General features: G+C 53.0%; 20 protein-coding genes. 10 read left to right on the top strand and 10 right to left on the bottom strand.

Going from position 1 to position 16,723, the window contains the following annotated elements; genetic code table 11:
* Positions 1–117: 117 nt before the first annotated feature.
* From WG929_RS20475 to WG929_RS20500, 6 genes are read right to left on the bottom strand one after another with little or no spacing between them, the layout of a single operon-like run.
* Positions 118–315 (bottom strand): MerR family transcriptional regulator, encoded by a 198-nt coding sequence (locus WG929_RS20475; protein WP_416207547.1) that lies wholly within the window; start codon positions 313–315, stop codon positions 118–120.
* A gap of 3 nt (positions 316–318) precedes the next feature.
* Complete coding sequence (locus tag WG929_RS20480; RefSeq protein WP_416207548.1) at positions 319–990, bottom strand: cytochrome c biogenesis CcdA family protein; 672 nt, start codon at positions 988–990, stop codon at positions 319–321.
* Positions 990–1,277 (bottom strand): glutaredoxin family protein, encoded by a 288-nt coding sequence (locus WG929_RS20485; RefSeq protein WP_416207549.1) that lies wholly within the window; start codon positions 1,275–1,277, stop codon positions 990–992. The genes WG929_RS20480 and WG929_RS20485 overlap by 1 nt, the downstream gene beginning before the upstream one ends.
* Complete coding sequence (locus WG929_RS20490; protein ID WP_416207550.1) at positions 1,278–1,637, bottom strand: hypothetical protein; 360 nt, start codon at positions 1,635–1,637, stop codon at positions 1,278–1,280.
* Between the two features lie 38 nt (positions 1,638–1,675).
* Entirely contained in the window at positions 1,676–1,987 is a 312-nt protein-coding gene (locus WG929_RS20495) for a heavy-metal-associated domain-containing protein (protein ID WP_416207551.1), read from the bottom strand.
* Between the two features lie 17 nt (positions 1,988–2,004).
* On the bottom strand, positions 2,005–2,820 hold the full coding sequence (locus WG929_RS20500) for a hypothetical protein (protein WP_416207552.1): 816 nt from the start codon (positions 2,818–2,820) through the stop codon (positions 2,005–2,007).
* Positions 2,821–2,962: 142 nt separating this feature from the next.
* On the opposite strand from WG929_RS20500, the gene WG929_RS20505 reads away from it, so the two are divergent.
* Both WG929_RS20505 and WG929_RS20510 read left to right on the top strand, forming a co-directional pair.
* A complete protein-coding gene (locus tag WG929_RS20505; RefSeq protein ID WP_416207553.1) occupies positions 2,963–3,100 on the top strand; it encodes a hypothetical protein in 138 nt (45 codons plus the stop codon).
* 251 nt (positions 3,101–3,351) lie between these two features.
* A complete protein-coding gene (locus WG929_RS20510; RefSeq protein ID WP_416207554.1) occupies positions 3,352–5,277 on the top strand; it encodes a cytochrome c/FTR1 family iron permease in 1,926 nt (641 codons plus the stop codon).
* Here the strand turns inward: WG929_RS20510 and cadR are convergent.
* Positions 5,255–5,662, bottom strand: a complete 408-nt coding sequence (gene cadR / locus WG929_RS20515; RefSeq protein WP_416207555.1) for a Cd(II)/Pb(II)-responsive transcriptional regulator — start codon at positions 5,660–5,662, stop codon at positions 5,255–5,257. The two genes, WG929_RS20510 and cadR, sit on opposite strands and share 23 nt — an antisense overlap.
* Positions 5,663–5,739: 77 nt before the next feature.
* Between cadR and WG929_RS20520 the strand changes: the two genes are divergently transcribed.
* On the top strand, positions 5,740–6,639 hold the full coding sequence (locus tag WG929_RS20520) for a cation efflux transmembrane domain-containing protein (RefSeq protein ID WP_416207556.1): 900 nt from the start codon (positions 5,740–5,742) through the stop codon (positions 6,637–6,639).
* Positions 6,640–6,652: 13 nt separating this feature from the next.
* Positions 6,653–7,309, top strand: coding sequence for a class I SAM-dependent methyltransferase (locus WG929_RS20525; protein ID WP_008295983.1), 657 nt, complete (start codon positions 6,653–6,655; stop codon positions 7,307–7,309).
* A gap of 29 nt (positions 7,310–7,338) precedes the next feature.
* Here the strand turns inward: WG929_RS20525 and WG929_RS20530 are convergent, their stop codons facing one another.
* Positions 7,339–7,959 (bottom strand): class I SAM-dependent methyltransferase, encoded by a 621-nt coding sequence (locus tag WG929_RS20530; RefSeq protein ID WP_008295982.1) that lies wholly within the window; start codon positions 7,957–7,959, stop codon positions 7,339–7,341.
* Positions 7,960–7,980: 21 nt separating this feature from the next.
* Positions 7,981–8,967 carry a CDF family Co(II)/Ni(II) efflux transporter DmeF gene (gene dmeF, locus WG929_RS20535; protein ID WP_416207557.1) on the bottom strand — a complete coding sequence of 329 codons (987 nt, stop codon included), beginning with the start codon at positions 8,965–8,967 and terminating at the stop codon, positions 7,981–7,983.
* 67 nt (positions 8,968–9,034) lie between these two features.
* On the opposite strand from dmeF, the gene WG929_RS20540 reads away from it, so the two are divergent.
* Positions 9,035–9,310: a metal/formaldehyde-sensitive transcriptional repressor gene (locus WG929_RS20540; RefSeq protein WP_008295980.1), complete on the top strand. Its 276-nt coding sequence runs from the start codon at positions 9,035–9,037 to the stop codon at positions 9,308–9,310.
* Positions 9,311–9,856: 546 nt separating this feature from the next.
* Here the strand turns inward: WG929_RS20540 and WG929_RS20545 are convergent.
* The gene (locus WG929_RS20545) at positions 9,857–10,759 is read right to left on the bottom strand and encodes a LysR family transcriptional regulator (RefSeq protein WP_416207558.1); all 903 of its coding nucleotides are present in this window, start codon (positions 10,757–10,759) and stop codon (positions 9,857–9,859) included.
* A gap of 202 nt (positions 10,760–10,961) precedes the next feature.
* Here WG929_RS20545 and WG929_RS20550 point away from each other — a divergent pair, with 202 nt between their 5' ends.
* The 5 genes from WG929_RS20550 (at position 10,962) to WG929_RS20570 (ending at position 16,409) form a co-directional block, all read left to right on the top strand.
* The gene (locus WG929_RS20550; protein WP_416207559.1) at positions 10,962–11,768 is read left to right on the top strand and encodes an aldo/keto reductase; all 807 of its coding nucleotides are present in this window, start codon (positions 10,962–10,964) and stop codon (positions 11,766–11,768) included.
* Between the two features lie 202 nt (positions 11,769–11,970).
* The gene (locus WG929_RS20555) at positions 11,971–12,960 is read left to right on the top strand and encodes an alpha/beta hydrolase (protein WP_416207560.1); all 990 of its coding nucleotides are present in this window, start codon (positions 11,971–11,973) and stop codon (positions 12,958–12,960) included.
* A 42-nt stretch (positions 12,961–13,002) separates the two neighbouring features.
* Positions 13,003–14,151 (top strand): aldo/keto reductase, encoded by a 1,149-nt coding sequence (locus WG929_RS20560; RefSeq protein WP_416207561.1) that lies wholly within the window; start codon positions 13,003–13,005, stop codon positions 14,149–14,151.
* A gap of 76 nt (positions 14,152–14,227) precedes the next feature.
* Positions 14,228–15,214 (top strand): aldo/keto reductase, encoded by a 987-nt coding sequence (locus WG929_RS20565; protein ID WP_416207562.1) that lies wholly within the window; start codon positions 14,228–14,230, stop codon positions 15,212–15,214.
* 16 nt (positions 15,215–15,230) lie between these two features.
* Positions 15,231–16,409 (top strand): cupin domain-containing carboxymuconolactone decarboxylase family protein, encoded by a 1,179-nt coding sequence (locus WG929_RS20570; protein WP_416207563.1) that lies wholly within the window; start codon positions 15,231–15,233, stop codon positions 16,407–16,409.
* The last annotated feature ends 314 nt before the right edge of the window (positions 16,410–16,723 follow it).

Below are 16,723 nucleotides of genomic sequence, written 5' to 3' on the forward strand. Positions count from 1 at the left end.
ACGGAGAGTGTTTGCCCAGTTGCCGTTATGCGAAACCGTGGAAGACATCGAAAAACTGCTGCCTGAGAATATGAAAGCGGCCGTTATTTAAATCGGTAGATGGGGTTGTTTGAGCGTTTACGTTATCTCCTCCAGACTAAACCCCATCTTTTGCGCCCGTTTGATAAAACGCAGGCGCGATAAGTCTTTGTCGCTGTAAAAACGCACCCCACCATTGTTACGATGCACCTTGGGGATCAGTTTGATTTTTTCGTAGTAACGCAGGGTATCGGCACTGATAGCCAAGGTTGTCACGACTTCGCCTATTCGCATCATGATTCAAAACCAGAAGTAGTATTCATTGAGCAGGTATACGCCGACCAACATCAGGGTGATACCGCCGACTATTTCAAAACCCTGACGCCAATGACCAAGGGTCTGCATGTTTTCCAACCAACCGATGCTCACGGCGCCCACCGCGAGGGGGATCACGCGCCCAAGGGCAAACGCCAGCATCAGCAGGCCACCATAGACTACCGAACCAATGGAGGCACTGACGCCCAAGCCGACCCACAGCCCCGGTGAACACACCGGGCAGATTCCCACCGTAAAAGGCATTCCGAGCAAAAACGCCCCCCAGAGTGTGGCAGCGCGTTTTCCGCGCAGTGGCAACCAGGGCAATGGAGTTCTTAGCCAACCCGTCCAGAGTAAACCTAGCAAGATCAGTAGAGGTCCAAGCAAAACGCCCCATTGACGGCTCAACAGGCTTTGAGCCCAGGCACCACCCAGGGCAGCGCCAACTCCCAGCACTACATGGGTCAGGATCAACCCGGCGGCAAAGGCAAGACCGTAGCTCAGCGCTTCACGAAAAGCCCGTGCGCGCGTGACGTAGGCCAGGACGACGGGAATGGAGGCGAAAGCCACGGGTGTAAAACTGAACAAGAGGCCGGCCAACAAGGACGCGCCCAGCCCCGCAACACCGCCCATCTGCATCCATGTTGCAGTCTCCATTAACGTTGTTCCATGCGCTGATGAATGGCATGCCGCAACTTGGCCGCTGAGGGTAGCGCTGGAAAAACCAGTTCACCATTGATGGCGATGGCAGGGGTACTCACAACACCCAATTCCACTGCGTAATCAATGTTCTCCACCACATTAACTTCGTGGTACTGGATATTGGCCTCAGAAAACTCGGCAATCACCATTCTGGCCAGGTCTTTAGCCTTTTGACAACGGCCGCATCCTGAAGCTGTTAGCACCTCCACCAATAGGGGTTCGCTTTCAGTTTTTTTGCTCAATTACAGTCTCTCCAGCCACAGTGTGATCGGCAGCAAGACGTAGGCAGCAAAAAGGGACAACAGCAGAATCGCCGAGCTGCTCCATAACACTGCCTTTTGCCATCGCAAGTGGTACTTGTCTGCCAGGGAGCATGCCTTGATTCGATGCAATCGCCAGTAGCTAAATATCAATACCGCCGTGGTCAGAGAAAAAACTATGGCCTTATACTGCGAGAGTGTGGTCAACCAGGGCATGGCAGATACCATAGAGACGACTGCACTGCCCATCCCCAGGGTCACCAGTGCAATGGGCAAGGCACAGCAGGTAGTGCCGATCAGGGCAAGCCCCAGGCCGCTGAACAACGAGGTATCGGTTTTCATCTGCTCCTTGTCCATAGAGATAAGTCCACCGGGAAGGTTCATTCATTTTTCGGCTTTACCGGTTGTACCTGGAACTGGCGCAAGGTAAAGCCGGCATCGTTGATCAGGGTTTTGAGGGACGCTTCTGTCATCGGCTCCGGGGTATCCGCTTGGAAGATGACCAGACCATCGTTCAGCTTGATCTCGACGCTGGTCTTATCGACACCATCCAGCGCCTTGATCTTCTTCTCGATGCCGTAGGCGCAATAAGGGCAGGCCAGGCCGTCCACTCGTAGCATATAGCGCAACTCTGCCGACCAGGCAGGGAATGCCAGGGCTAACAGCATCAATATCGATAACAGTCGTCGCATGTTATTTACTCCTATAACTATAAGTGCCATTCCAGTTCAACCAGGGCGCGGTAATCGCCCTTTTCCTGATCTTGTGAAAGATCATCAAACAACGGGAATTGCACACCGGCCTTGATGGCAAAGTTACGGTAGGTCCACATCAAACCCGGTGACAGAAACCATTGATTACCACCCAGTTGTTTTTCGGCACTGCCCGTGCCTTGTGAAACACGTTCGATCAATTCACCATTGAGTTCCAGCATCCATACCCAATCGGGCTCATGATATTCAGTGGGTGCAAAACGAATACCACCCACCAGATCCACCAGCCAAACGTTGGGTCGCTCTGCACCGGTTGTCGTGTCCGCATTGAAACGGTGACGTACCGAGGCCCAGCGGTACCATTTACGGCCTTCGTAGCCGTAGGTGAGTCCAACCAAATAATCATTGCCGTCTGGTTCGACGCCATGGAGACCTTCGCCATCATCCAGCATTACCTTGCCAAGCACAGCCATGGACTCCTGAACCCCAAAGCTGTCGTGCCGCCAGAATCGGTACTTGGTGGATAAATTAGTGGAGCCCCAGCGATCGTCAACATCGCCACTACGTACATAGGGAATGCCAATACCGGCCACCCAATCTCCCGTGAGGCCATATTTGAATAGCAACTCTGCTTCTGTCTCGGATTCGTCACCGGATTTTTCCCGATGTCCCCCAGCATGAATTTCCACACCGCCCTTATAAAGGGTATGCGGCCCCAAGCCGAACACCGGGTCGTGGGCTGCGGCAGTTTCGGCTCCCAGAAACAGGATTGTGAGAACCGGGAGAAAGGCGTACTGAGCAATGTTTTTCATGATCGTCGCATATCATCTTGAACAATTGTTGTGAACTTTAAAAGCTTAATACTTGGAGTCAGCTCCAGGTCAAGTGTTCAAACTAATTTCTTGATACGTATCATCACAAACTGTCAACAGCCACCCCACCAGCCTGCTGCACATGATGTTCAGTAGCGGTACCGGCTCGGAAGTGATGAGTTGTATCACCGCACCGATGGTGGGCGGCATGTTGAGTGCTGTGTTGTTGACCCTGCTGGTCGTGTACTACCTGTGGCGCGGGTATTCGTTGAAAGGTTGATATCAACCTGGTAGCTCAATGGAGGAGAAGGGCAGCCCTTGTGCCGGCAGGGGGCGTGTCGCCACGGAAAACCGACAAACTAGCCACACGCTTGACTCTATAGCTACCATAGGGATTAGTATTGAGATAAATTATCATTAGCAACAAATCAAATTGAGATCCCGTTAATGCAGGCACACTGGATATACCGTTTTATAAGCCCGAAGCTATTTGTTCTGAATGTCTCAGTACTACTGCTGGGCTTATCGTGTTTGCTTCCAGCGACCAGTCAGGCGGAAATGAGTGATGACGGCTTCGCTCAGATGCGTCAATTGGCTCAGCTGGCCGAATACATTGCTGTGGATTACATGGAAGCCGTCAGGGATGGGCAGGTGGTCAATGACGGTGAATATCAGGAAATGCTGGAGTTCTCCCAGCTCATCGTGACGAATATTTCTGAGATTCAGGATAAATCAGCTGACGCTGGCGACCTGACAGATCAGGCCAAGGCTTTACAGGAAGCCATCCAGAACAAACAGGCTATTGAAACAATTCGACAAATGAGCGGCAGCCTGCGGGGTACGTTGTTGGCACTGATGCCTCATTCGTCCCTGCCGGATCATCTGTTGTCGAAAGCGACCGTCAAAGGGTTGTATGAGAGCCGGTGCGCTTCTTGCCATGGCGCAGCCGGTGGGGGCGATGGTGTGATGGCCGCACAGCTGGAGCCCGCTCCAACCGATTTCACCAGTAAAGAGCGAGCCTTGAACCGGTCACTTCTGGGTCTGTACGACGCCATCTCCAATGGCATAGACGATACCGCAATGCCGGCATTTACCCAACTGACGGAAGAGCAACGCTGGTCGCTGGCGTTCCATGTCGGCGGATTGGCATTTCAATCCGGCTCTGAAGTTACAGGCGAGGCACCCAGCGTCACCTTGTCACAGATGGTTAACCACACGCCGGCGCAACTCGCTGCAGAACATCCGGAGATGACGCAGCAGGCGATCGAACGGTTGCGCGCAAAGCCAGAACTGTTATTCCAGGAAACGACCAATCCTCTGAAGATCACCCGAAACCTATTACTACGTGCACAGCAGGCGCACCAGCGCGGCGATTATCAAACAGCACAAACATTGGCGGTCAGCGCTTATCTGGATGGCTTTGAATTGGTCGAAAACAGCCTGGATGCGCAGGATAAAGCACTCCGCCAGACGCTCGAAGCCGATATGATGGCGATAAGGCAATTATTGAAGCAGGCACAGCCCCCGGGCGAGGTGGAAAGCGCTGTGAGCCGGACGTTGGCGCGGCTGGATGATGCGGATCGATTGCTTTCGGAATCTACCTTGTCCAATGCGACCCTGTTCAGTGCCAGCTTGGTGATCCTGTTGCGGGAGGGGCTTGAAGCCTTGCTCGTGGTCATTGCCCTGGTTACTGTGCTGGTGCGAACCGGTCGGCGTGACGGACTTCGGTATGTGCATTTGGGTTGGGTAACGGCATTGGTGGGCGGTGTTGCGACCTGGGCTGCCGCGCAGTCCCTGGTGAGTATCAGCGGTGCCAGCCGCGAAGTCATGGAAGGGGTTGCGGCCCTTTTGGCGGCGGTCGTGTTGCTCTATGTCGGCATCTGGATGCACAGTAAAACCCATGCTGCCCAGTGGCAGGACTATATTCAGCAGCACATCAACTCCCACCTGACTGCGGGTACCCTGTGGGGCCTTGCGCTGCTGGCATTTATTGCGGTTTATCGTGAAGTCTTTGAAACGGTCTTGTTTTATCAGGCCTTGCTGACTCAGGCTGCAGCCGCTCAATATTCATCCGTATTCAGCGGCTTTGTAGCCGGTACTGCTTTCTTGGCCGTATTGGCCTGGTTGCTGGTGCGTTATTCAGTGAAATTACCCGTTGCCAGATTCTTTTCCGTCACCACCTACCTGTTGCTGGCCCTGGCATTTATCCTCATGGGTAAGGCGATGTCAGCGCTTCAGGAAGCGGATATTATTGGTATTACACCGTTGCCTGTCAGCTTTGACATTGATTGGGTCGGCGTCAAATCCACCTGGCAGGGGATCCTGGCGCAATTGTCGGTACTGGTGGTTTTCCTGGTCTTTCTGGGGCTGGCGAGAAGGCAGCGGAAAAATGCTCCTGTTGCAGAACGTCCAGGAGAGTTTTTGGACCCGGGTGTCAGACACTCGAAACCGGAGTAGCCGACAAATTCCGCAATATGCCGCACTGCTCCACTGTCCGACGGTTTGAGCAGCTGCGGCGCAGCATTCTCAGTTGCTCGTTCAGTTTGGTGAGTTCCTGGATGCGCGCCTCCACTTGATCAATATGGGCATCGATCATCCGGTTGACATCATCACATTGCGCACTTGGCGAACGGCTTAATCCCAGTAATTGCCGGATCTCCGGCAAACTGAGATCCAGGCTGCGACAGTGTTTGATAAATAATAATTGCTCAACGGCCGCTTCATCATACAGACGAAAATTGCCTTCACTGCGTTCCACGGAGGCAATCAATTGTTCCTTTTCATAATGGCGGATGGTTTGCACTGAGCAATCCGTCCTTTTTGCCAGCTCACCAATTTTCATTTATTCAGTCTCTGTGCTTGACTCTATAGTGACTATAGAGTTTAAGCTGCGCACCGTTGATCGAACAAGGGCTTTTTATGACAAACACATGCCGCGGCAATTGTCATAGTGACACGATGGAGAATACTCCCCAGACTGCCGAAGTACACGATGCTTCTCATGGCGGCTTTGTCAGTGAGTATTATGTCCCCAAGATGGACTGCCCTTCAGAAGAAGGCATGATCCGTATGGCGTTGGACAGTGTGGAACCTAAAGTCGCATTGGAATTCGATACCCCCAAGAGAAAGGTGCGGGTCTTTCATGGGGACAACGCTGACGCCATTGAGGAGCGAATGCGCGCACTCGGCTTGGGTGCGACGTTGGAAAGCACAACGCCTGTCGCCAGAGATGACCTCGCCCGAGCACAGGCGTCCGCAAAACAGGAGGTACAAACAGAAGCTGGCATTCTCAAGTGGCTACTTGCCATCAACGGGATGATGTTTGTCATCGAAATCACCGTCGGTTGGTGGGCGCAATCCACTGGCTTGATTGCGGATTCTTTGGACATGTTCGCTGATGCCGCCGTCTACGGCGTGGCACTGTATGCCGTAGGGCACAGTGTGCGGATGAAGCTGCGCGCAGCCCATTTTTCCGGTTGGCTTCAGATTCTTCTCGCCGTCGGTGCTTTGGGTGAAGTGGTAAGGCGGCTATTGTTCGGAAGTGAGCCTATTTCCAGTCTGATGATGGGCTTCGGGCTCGTGGCCCTGGCGGCAAATGTAGTGTGTCTGCTGTTGATTGCCAAAAGCCGTAATAGCGGCGCGCATATGAAAGCCAGCTGGATTTTCTCCGCCAATGATGTGATCGCCAATCTAGGTGTCATCCTTGCCGGTGGATTGGTGGCCTGGACGGGTTCACGTTATCCAGATTTGGTGATTGGCCTTATCATCGGTTTGATTGTGTTAAATGGTGCGCGCCGTATTTTGCAGCTAAAGTTCTGATTGAGGAAATGCGATGAAGAGTTCCCGGCCCACCTATATTCCTGCCTTGAAGTATCGTGCCCTAACCCGTTATTACGACTGGGTGGTTTCCTTGACTACACGAGAACAAATCTTTAAAACTGCGTTGGTCAACCAAGCTGCTCCGTTAGCAGGACAGCACTTACTCGATGTGGGCTGCGGCACAGGAACCCTGACTCAAATGTTTGCCGAAAGAGAACCGTCGCTGACTATTACTGGTCTGGATGCAGACTCTGGAGCACTCGAACTAGCCAAAACCAAGTTTGCTTCAATGGATCAGCGTGTGAGTTTGTGGCAGGGTTTCGCACAAGATATGCCCTTCGAAACAGCGACTTTTGACGTTGCAGTGTCGAGCTTGTTTTTTCACCACTTGACACGACTGCAGAAGCTCGATGTCTTAAAACAAATCCATAGGGTCCTTAAACCAGGTGGGAGATTACACATTGCTGATTGGGGAAAGCCTTCGTCATCGATTCAACGAATGCTATTTCTGCTGGTTCAGTGCCTTGATGGTTTTGAAACGACACGAGACAATGTCAAGGGTGTGTTACCCATTTTGATAGAGGAAGCGGGCTTTGTTGTGGTTGATAGTAAAGATTGTGTAGCAACGCCTTTAGGTACTATCCAGTTCATTCAGGCGAAAGCACATTAAACATGAATAAACGAATTCACAATCGCTTTTCAGACATGAGTAACTCTGCATAAGCAATAGATGAACTTTTGCAGCGAGCCGAAAGGTGTTTGGTGGATTTCTTTCTTGTGTCCCAGAAGTTCGAAAGGTGAACCAAATTCAGCGCGCAGTGATCCGGCTGAGTAGCGTTGTACAGGTAAGCCGCTGCATTGTTCTGGACCATCCTCAGTAAAGGTCGCTACCAGTATATAACCGCCTGGTCGGACACTTTTCAGGACTGTCTCGATATAACGATGTCGCGCAGCTTCATCGGTAAGAAAATGGAACACAGCCCGGCCATGCCATAGATCAAACCGATGTTCGGGCAGTACTACTTGCGTAATGTCACCCTCAATCCATTGCACTCGGTGGGCTGCATCACTCAAGCGTTCTTTTGCCACTTGGAGTGCATATGCAGATAGGTCGAGTACCGAGACGTCGGAATAACCTTGCGCCAGCAAGTCATCGACCAGCGTGGATGCGCCGCCGCCCACGTCGATAATGTGAGCCGATCTATCCAATGACAGTCGCTGGATGATCTTCATAGATTGGACTGCTTGGGGTTGAAACCAGCTCACCGAATCTGCTGGCTTGTTGGCATAAACTTTTTCCCAGTGCTGTTTAGTGTCCATAAATTTCTCCAGGAGAAAATTTCAAAGAGAATATAAGGTCAAAGTGTTGAATCGTTCCTTCCATTCTCCTTTTAGACTTTTGGCGTCTCTGTTTACTTCAATTGTGATATGGGCCAATTCACCGATGTCTGATAAACACGCCTTAATGTGATCGGGAGTGAGTTTATCTTCGGCAGACACCGATAAAATGCAGGCGTAATGCTGTTTGCCTACGCGCCATAAATGGAGGTCAGTAATAGGCACTTCCGGTAATGTCGTGTCGATCCGCTGCTTCACGATATTGGCGATAGGCTTATTCATTTCGGCATCTAACAGCACTTTTCCCGTCTCCCGAATGAGTCCGATTGCCCATATGGACACAAGAGCCGCGCCGGCAATTCCCATCACCGGATCAAGCCAGTTGGCACCCCAAAGTTTGCCACCGAATAACGCGATGATGGCGAGTAGCGAAGTCAAGGCATCGGTCAATACATGCAAATAGGCGGCACGCAAGTTCAGGTCATGATGATGGTGGCCATGGTCTTGATGATCCTCTCCATGGCTGTGATGGTGATGACCGTCTTTTAGCAGCCAGGCGCAGATAAGGTTGACCCCGAGTCCCAATATCGCCACCAGAATCGCCTGATTGTATTGAATCGGCGTCGGTGCAATCAGCCGCTCTATCGATTGGTAAAACATGAGTCCGGCAATGCCCACCAGAAAAATGGCGCTGGTATAACCCCCCAGCACTTCAATCTTCCAGGTACCAAAAGCAAACCCTGGGTGTTGGGCGAATCGGCGGGCGGCGGCGTAGGCGGCAACGGACAGACCCAGCGCCAGGGCATGAGAACTCATGTGCCAACCATCGGCCAGCAAAGCCATAGAGTTGAACAGCCATCCACTGGTGATTTCCGCCACCATCATGATGGCGGTTAACAAGACCGCCCAGCGCGTATTTCTCTCCGCTAGTGGATTGCCTTCATCAAAAACATGGTCGTGGTAGCGGTGGGGCAGTACGTCTGCTGTCATGGCGTTGTGTCCGGGGTTATGTTTGCATATACTATACCCCAGTATACTTTACTGCTGGATCCTATCAATGGCCCATACCATAAAACAGCGCGATAAATTGCTGACTCGAGTACGTAAAATCCGTGGACAAACCGAGGGATTGGAAAAGCTGCTTGCTAAGGACGGTGAGTGCAGCAGAATTTTGCAACAAATCGCCGCTATTCGCGGAGCTATCAACGGCCTGATGGGGGAAGTGTTGGAGGGACATATTCGTGAACACTTGGGAGCGCACGATATTACGGCCGCAGAGCGCGACGCGGATGTCGAACAGGTAGTAAGCGTGCTACGCTCTTACCTGAAATAACAAGGTTTCCTTTATACACATGCCAGCGAAGAATCACTCAAGAATACACTTTGCAGCGCATATCATGTTAATGGTGGCGGTATTGCAATGCAGTCTGTGGCTCTCGACGCCGTCGGTGTGGCGCATGGCCCTGCCAATATCGACTAGCATCACGAAACCTTATTAGTATTGGGAAAGATACTATAAAATAGTCAGTCTCAGCAGTTGACCTCTTCACCGGCTAATCGAGGGGAGGGGGTCTCCATAGATTGGTAGTTTTTTACCCGGTCTGCCTGATTCCTGACTCCGTTGAGTGGGGCTATCAGTAAAAAAATGAAATTATTTTTAAGAAATTTCTGAGCATGGTATTTTTCATGGTATTATCGATTCACAGTAAAATAAGCTATTGAAAATAAAAGATAAAAAGTGCTTATTTACAATAGAGTGGGAGTGAATGGCACTGGCAGGCAATGTCTGGCAACAGTAGGCACTCAAATCGAAAACCCCCGCACCAATTCTGGAATTTTTATTTAGCCTTTGCTAAGTAAGTGGCAGGACGTCACACCTTTATTTAAGTTTCAACGCATCTACTAATAAACGAAATAGAGGAGACGATTGACGACGGTGTGGGTAATACAGGTAGTAGCCATCGTAGCTCGTTAACCACTCACTCAGCAGGGGAATGAGCTTTCCACTTTGTAAATCCTTCCGCACCATTGCAGTGGGTACCCAGGCAATTCCCAAACTGTCAGTCGCAGCCTTTACTAGTAAATGTGCATGACTGAATATCATTACAGGTTGAGGATGGTAATGAACGATTTCTTGCTGCTCTCCGCTACCAGATTTCTGCAGCTCCCAGTTCATAAGATTCTCATGTGTGGGCAGGCGTAGCGCTAGGCATCGATGATTATCCAGGTCAGCAGGTGTTTCCGGTTTGCCATGGATCCGTACATACTCAGCTGAGGCCACAACCATCATCTGCATGTCGGGAGTGACCCTGACCGCAATCATATCCTGGTCGACAGTATGACCGAGGCGAATGCCGATGTCGTAGCGGTCTTTAACGATATCGGTCAGCGTGTAGTCGGTAGTGATTTCCAGATGAATATCGGGATAGTCAAGGGCGAAACGGCTGAGTCTGTCCCATAGGATTGAGTGAATAACATGCTCAGTGCCATTTATCCGCAATGTCCCTCGGGGCGAGTCACGGAATTCGTTTAGCGCGCTGAGCTTTTGTTCGATATCAGAGATCAGTGGAGCAATGTCGTTCAGTAGCTGCTCTCCGGCCTGAGTCGTGGAGACACTACGGGTGGTGCGGTTCAGTAATTTTATGCCAATACGCTCTTCGAGCGCCTTTATGGTGTGGCTCAGTGCGGATTGCGAGACGCCCATCTGGCCAGCAGCTTTGGTAAAGCTACCCGCTTCTGCAACCCGCAAGAAAGCACGTAGGTCATTCAGATTTTCAGACATGTAAGCTCCTGGCGATTACGATATCGAAAAACTCGTTTATTGTCGTATGGCTCTTAATTGTTGCCAAAATGAGCGAGTTAATACCCGGTTAAACTTCTATTAATGAAAAATTCTAATAAATGTAAGCGGGATCGGGTATCTAATCAACCCTGTCGTCCGGGATTATAGTGAGCTCCAATCTATGGTTTGCAGGAGACAGTCAATGAAGAATCTTACTCTGAACAATGGTGTGGAGATGCCGGTACTGGGTTTTGGCGTCTTTCAGATCAATGATCCCAAAACGTGTGAGCAGGCAGTCATTGATGCCCTCGATACCGGTTATCGTCATATTGATACAGCGGCCTCGTACCAGAATGAAACTGAAGTGGGTAACGCCCTGAGAGCGTCAGGCATCGCACGCAGTGATGTGTTTGTCACAACCAAGCTGTGGCTGCGGGACAGCAATTATGAAGGCGCCAAGGCGCAATTCGAGCGCTCCTTAAACCGACTGCAAACCGATTACCTGGATCTTTACCTCATCCACCAACCTTTCGGCGACGTGCACGGCGCCTGGCGGGCCATGGAGGAGCTATTGGACGCTGGCAAGGTGAGGGCCATTGGCGTCAGCAATTTCCATCCCGACCGTTTGGTCGATCTGACGGCCTTCAATCGTATCAAACCGGCCGTTAACCAGGTCGAGGTCAACCCGTTTAACCAGCAGTTGCATGCGGTTCCCTGGATGCAGGCCTACGGCATTCAACCGGAAGCCTGGGCACCATTTGCTGAAGGGCGTAACGACCTGTTCAGTCATCCTGTTCTGATGGATATCGCCGGGCAGTATGGAAAAACCGTTGGACAGGTAGTCCTGCGCTGGGTGGTGCAGCGAGGTGTGGTTGCGCTGGCGAAAACGGTGCGCAAGGAGCGCATGCAGGAAAACCTGAATGTACTGGATTTTGAGTTGTCGGCGGCGGACATGAACCGGATCACCGCGTTGGCGCTCCGCTACCAGCGCCTTTTTCTCCCATCGTGATCCCGCCATGGTGGAGTGGTTGACCTCCAGGAAGCTGGATGTCTGACAGGTGCCGGCGGCAACTAATCTCTATGTCTGCAAGTATAACGAGGTCATCAGAATGGCAAACGGTAAAGCGCGTAGTAAAGGTCTATTTACTGCTTTAAAGATTCCAGCTGCAGTGCTTCTGGTTGCGGCACTTAATCTCTTAACCGGAGCGACTATGGCTGACGATTACCGCAAGAATCCGTATACGCTGATCTACGCAGGCGCTATCACCGAAAACGTCGCGGGCCGGGTCAATATTCATCCGGTCAGCTACAAACTTAATGGCATTGAAATCGCCGCCAATGTGTATACCCCGGCCGACTACGAGGCCGGAAAAGCCTACCCGGCGATTGTGGTGGCGCATCCTAATGGTGGTGTCAAAGAGCAGGTGGCGGGTCTCTATGCGCAGCGCCTGGCCGAGCAGGGCTACATCACCATTACGGCGGATGCCGCCTATCAGGGGGGCAGTGGCGGATTGCCCCGCAATATCGATATCCCCGCTAACCGCATCGAAGACATCCACGGCATGGCGGACTTTATCAGCACCTTTCAGGGTGTGGACACAGGGCGTCTGGGTTTGCTGGGTATTTGTGGTGGCGGCGGTTACTCGCTGTCGGTAGCGAAAACGGACAAGCGTTTCAGTTCGGTTGCTACGGTCAGCATGTTCAATTCCGGTCGGGTGCGACGCAACGGCTTTGAAGACTCAGCGCTGGACAGCATCCAGCAGCGGCTGCAGCAAGCTTCGGCCGCCAGAGCCCAGCAAGCCGCGGGCGGCGAGGTGCTCTATTCCGGAGATGCCAATTTGTCTGATGCACAGATCGCCGCGCTGCCCTTTGATCTGTACCGGCAGGGTTACGAGTACTACTGGAAAACCCACGCCCATCCCAACTCCACCTTCAAATACACCACCAGTAGTCTTCTGGACCTGATGCGCTGGGATGCGACCGACCAGATCGAACTCATCAACGTGCCGTTACTGATGATCGCTGGCAGCAATGCGGACACGCTCTATATGACTGAAGATGCGTTTGCCAAGGCGACCGGCACGCAAGCGAAGCAACTGTTCAAAATAGACGGTGCAACGCATATCGAGACCTACTGGAAGCCAAAGTACGTTAACCAGGCCATAGATCAACTGACGACATTCTTTGGCAAAACACTGTAGATCAAAGCCCCGACAGGGCAGGGCGGACAGGAGATTCAGATAGTGGAAGAGATCACCAATCAAGAACGGCGCAAGTTTCTGTTGGCCGGTGCCGGTGTTGCCGCCGCGTCACTGCTGCCCGCGCAGGTGAGTGCGGCTCAGGCTAAAGGCACGCAGGGTAACAGCCCGGCCTCCGCCGCCCTGGGTACGAGGAAGCTGGGTGCACTGGAAGTATCGGGTATAGGCCTCGGCGTGCAGAACATGAGTAGAACCTATACCGGGGCGGTTCCCTACAGACCCGAAATGCTCGGGGTAATCCGCTCGGCGTTTGATCGTGGCGTGACCTTCTTCGATGCCGCAGAGGCATATGGTCCATGGGAAGTGGAGCGCATCCTCGGTGAAGGCGTGGCGCCTTTCCGGGATCAGGTGGTGATTGCTACCAAGTTCGGCTGGAATATTGATCCGGAGACGGGAAAGCGTCGTCCGGGCCTGAACAGCCGCCCGAAGCATATCAAGCTTGTGGTCGAAGCTATGCTCAAGCGCCTGAAAACGGATCGCATCGACCTGCTCTATCAACACCGGGTTGACCCGGTGGTGCCTATTGAGGACGTGGCCGGCGCCGTCAAAGATCTTATGAATGAAGGCAAGGTCCTGCACTGGGGACTGTCGGAAATGGGAGTAAAAACCCTGAGACGCGCTCATGCAGCACTGCCCGTTGCCGCGGTACAAAGTGAATACTCCATGCTCTGGCGTGGGCCGGAGCAGCAGGTGATCCCGACCTGCGAGGAGCTCGGCATCGGTTTTGTGCCATGGAGTCCGCTGGGCGTGCAGTTTCTCACGGGCTGGATCGACGCCGCCACCACCTTTGCTCCCGGCGATTTTCGCAGCACCGAGACCCGCTTTGCGCCTGAAAATCTTCGGCACAACGTTGCCCTGGTGCAACTCGTCCAGCAGTGGGCAGAGCGTAAAGGAGCGGCGCCCGCCCAAATCGCGTTGGCGTGGCTGATGGCTCAAAAGCCCTGGATCGTGCCGATTCCGGGAACCACCAACAAAGACCACCTGCTACAGAATATTGGTGCGGTAGACGTGCACTTCACACGCGCTGAAGTCGCAGAATTAAGTGCAGCTGTTGCGGCTATCGACATTCAGGGAAAACGCCTGCCGGATGCTGTACAGGTCTATTCCGATGTCGAGGCGCCGCCGAAGCGCTGAAGTGACAGGTGCCAGATCGGAGAAGTACCCATCTTAATCTGGCGTGGGCTCTCGCCTGCATGCCGAGGTATTGCTGATGAAAAAACGTGAATTGGGAAACAGCGGTCTGGAAGTCTCAGCGCTTGGATTGGGCTGCATGGGACTGGACTTTGGTTACGCCTCCTCCTTGTCCAGGGCGGAGGGGATAGCGCTGATTCGTGCCGCCGTTGATCGCGGGGTGACGTTTTTTGATACGGCTGAGATCTACGGACCTTATACCAATGAGGATATGGTGGGCGAGGCATTGGAGCCGCTGCGGGATCAGGTTGTCATCGCCACCAAATTCGGATTCGACGCCGACCAGGGTCTGGGTGTATTGAACAGCAGGCCGGAGCACATCCGCCGTGTGGTTGAGGCCTCACTCAAGCGTCTGCGCACCGACCACATAGATCTGCTCTATCAGCATCGCGTCGATCCTGAAGTGCCCATTGAGGAAGTGGCGGGTGCGGTTGCCGGGTTAATCCGGGAGGGCAAGGTCGGACATTTTGGTCTCTCTGAGCCTGCGGCTGACACCATCCGCCGCGCCCATAGGGTGCAACCGGTGACAGCTATTCAGAATGAGTATTCGCTGTGGACTCGTGGGCCGGAAACCAACGGTGTTCTGCAGGCGTGCGAAGAGCTGGGGATTGGCTTTGTGCCCTACAGCCCTTTGGAAAAGGGCTTTTTGACCGGCGCCATGAACAAAGATACCAAGCTGGCGGAAGGTGATTTTCGTACCCGTTTGCCACGTTTTACGCCAGAGGCCATGGAGAAAAATCAGGCATTGGTGGATCTGCTGCAGCGTATCGGTAACGACAAGCAGGCGACACCCGCGCAAATTGCGCTGGCGTGGTTGCTGGCTCAGAAGCCCTGGATTGTGCCCATCCCCGGTACCACCAGGTTGCACCGGCTGGAGGAGAATATCGCCTCAGCCAACGTGGAGTTGACCACCAAAGATTTGGCGACCATAGAGCGCGCAGCGGCAGAAATACAAATCGAAGGTGATCGTTATCCGCCCGACTTGATGGCCACAACAGCTCGCTAAACCATGAGGGTTGACGATGATAAATACTTCGAAGCAGTTTCATTCCCTGTGGCAGCTAACGCTGCTGCTAACGACGATGAGTGTAGTCACAATTTGGGTGTCTGAGAGTCACGCAACTCCCGATTCCGGGCAGCATCAAGTGGTTACACGAAAGGCTGAATTGGTCGAAGCGGTTGGGCCAGCGACCAACTTCAATGGTCACGCCGTCTACACGCGTTTTCCGGTTATGCCGACGCAAGGTGCGGTCGCGCCGGCCACTGTGACGTTTGAGTCTGGTGCTGTGACCAACTGGCATGTCCATCCCCACGGCCAATATCTGATTGTCGTGGCAGGGGAGGGGCGAATACAAGAGTGGGGTGGTGAGGTGCAGGTGATCCGTGTCGGCGATACGGTATGGTGTCCGCCGGGCGTCAAGCATTGGCACGGGGGCGGAGCGCACACTGGCATGACTCACATTGCCATCAGCCCGGTGGTCGATGATGGCAGCACGGTCACGTGGTTGGAGCCGGTAACCTTTGCCGATAGCCAGACAAGCGAAGTGAGTAATAAGCCAGTTCCAGAAGTGCCTGTCGAGTTAAGCGCTCGTCAATTGGCGATTGTGCCAATCGCCGCCTTTAATGCCACTGGTGACCTCAACCAGCTAAAAACGGCACTGCAGGCGGGTCTGGAGCAGGGGCTGACGATCAATGAGATCAAGGAAGTACTCTCGCACCAATACGCTTACGTAGGATTTCCACGGAGCCTGAACGGCCTCGGCGTGTTTCAGGGGCTGTTGGCGGAGCGACAGCAGGCGGGCATTGTGGATCCCGTCGGGAGAGTAGCTACCGTCAGCCCGCGCGATACCGATTACTACCAGCTGGGCACAGAAACACTGATCTACCTGACCCGTGGGCCAGCGAGCCGACCCATGTATGATTTTGCCCCAGTGATGGATCACACACTCAAAACCCATCTGTTTGGCTATTTGTTCAGTCGCGATAACCTTAGCTATATCAACCGGGAGTTGACCACCATTGCGACGCTGGCCGCACTGGGTAATGTGAACAGCCAGTTGATATCTCATTTCAAAGTGGCGGGTAATCTCGGCCTCAACCGCAAGCATCTGAATCAGGCCATTAGCATGCTCGACCAGAAAGTTGGCGCCGAAGTGGCTGAAAACGCTGCACGACAACTGGCTTCATTGGCGGGATTTTGAGGGAGCCGTGTTGCAGTTCGCTCGCCAAAGCTTGTCGGACGCTCAGCAGCAGGCGATTTCAGACGATGATACTCAGGCCATAGCGTCTTGATGTCTGGCCCACCATTCTTTTAGAAGCACCTTCGAACCTTTGGCAGGTTATTGATTTTTGTTTTCGAGGCAGTCAATGCAAGGCAAAAACCGGCGAAAAGAGGTAATGCTGTTCACTTAAGTGGAGCAGCATTACGATCAACCGGATAGCGGGTTTTGCTCATCTTCACCGTTCGGGGACTTCCTGGCCTCGAACGGCGTTCCAAAAACAGTCCACCAATCCC

The sequence above is a fragment of the Oceanobacter antarcticus genome (assembly GCF_044962685.1).
Classification (GTDB): domain Bacteria; phylum Pseudomonadota; class Gammaproteobacteria; order Pseudomonadales; family Oceanobacteraceae; genus Oceanobacter; species Oceanobacter antarcticus.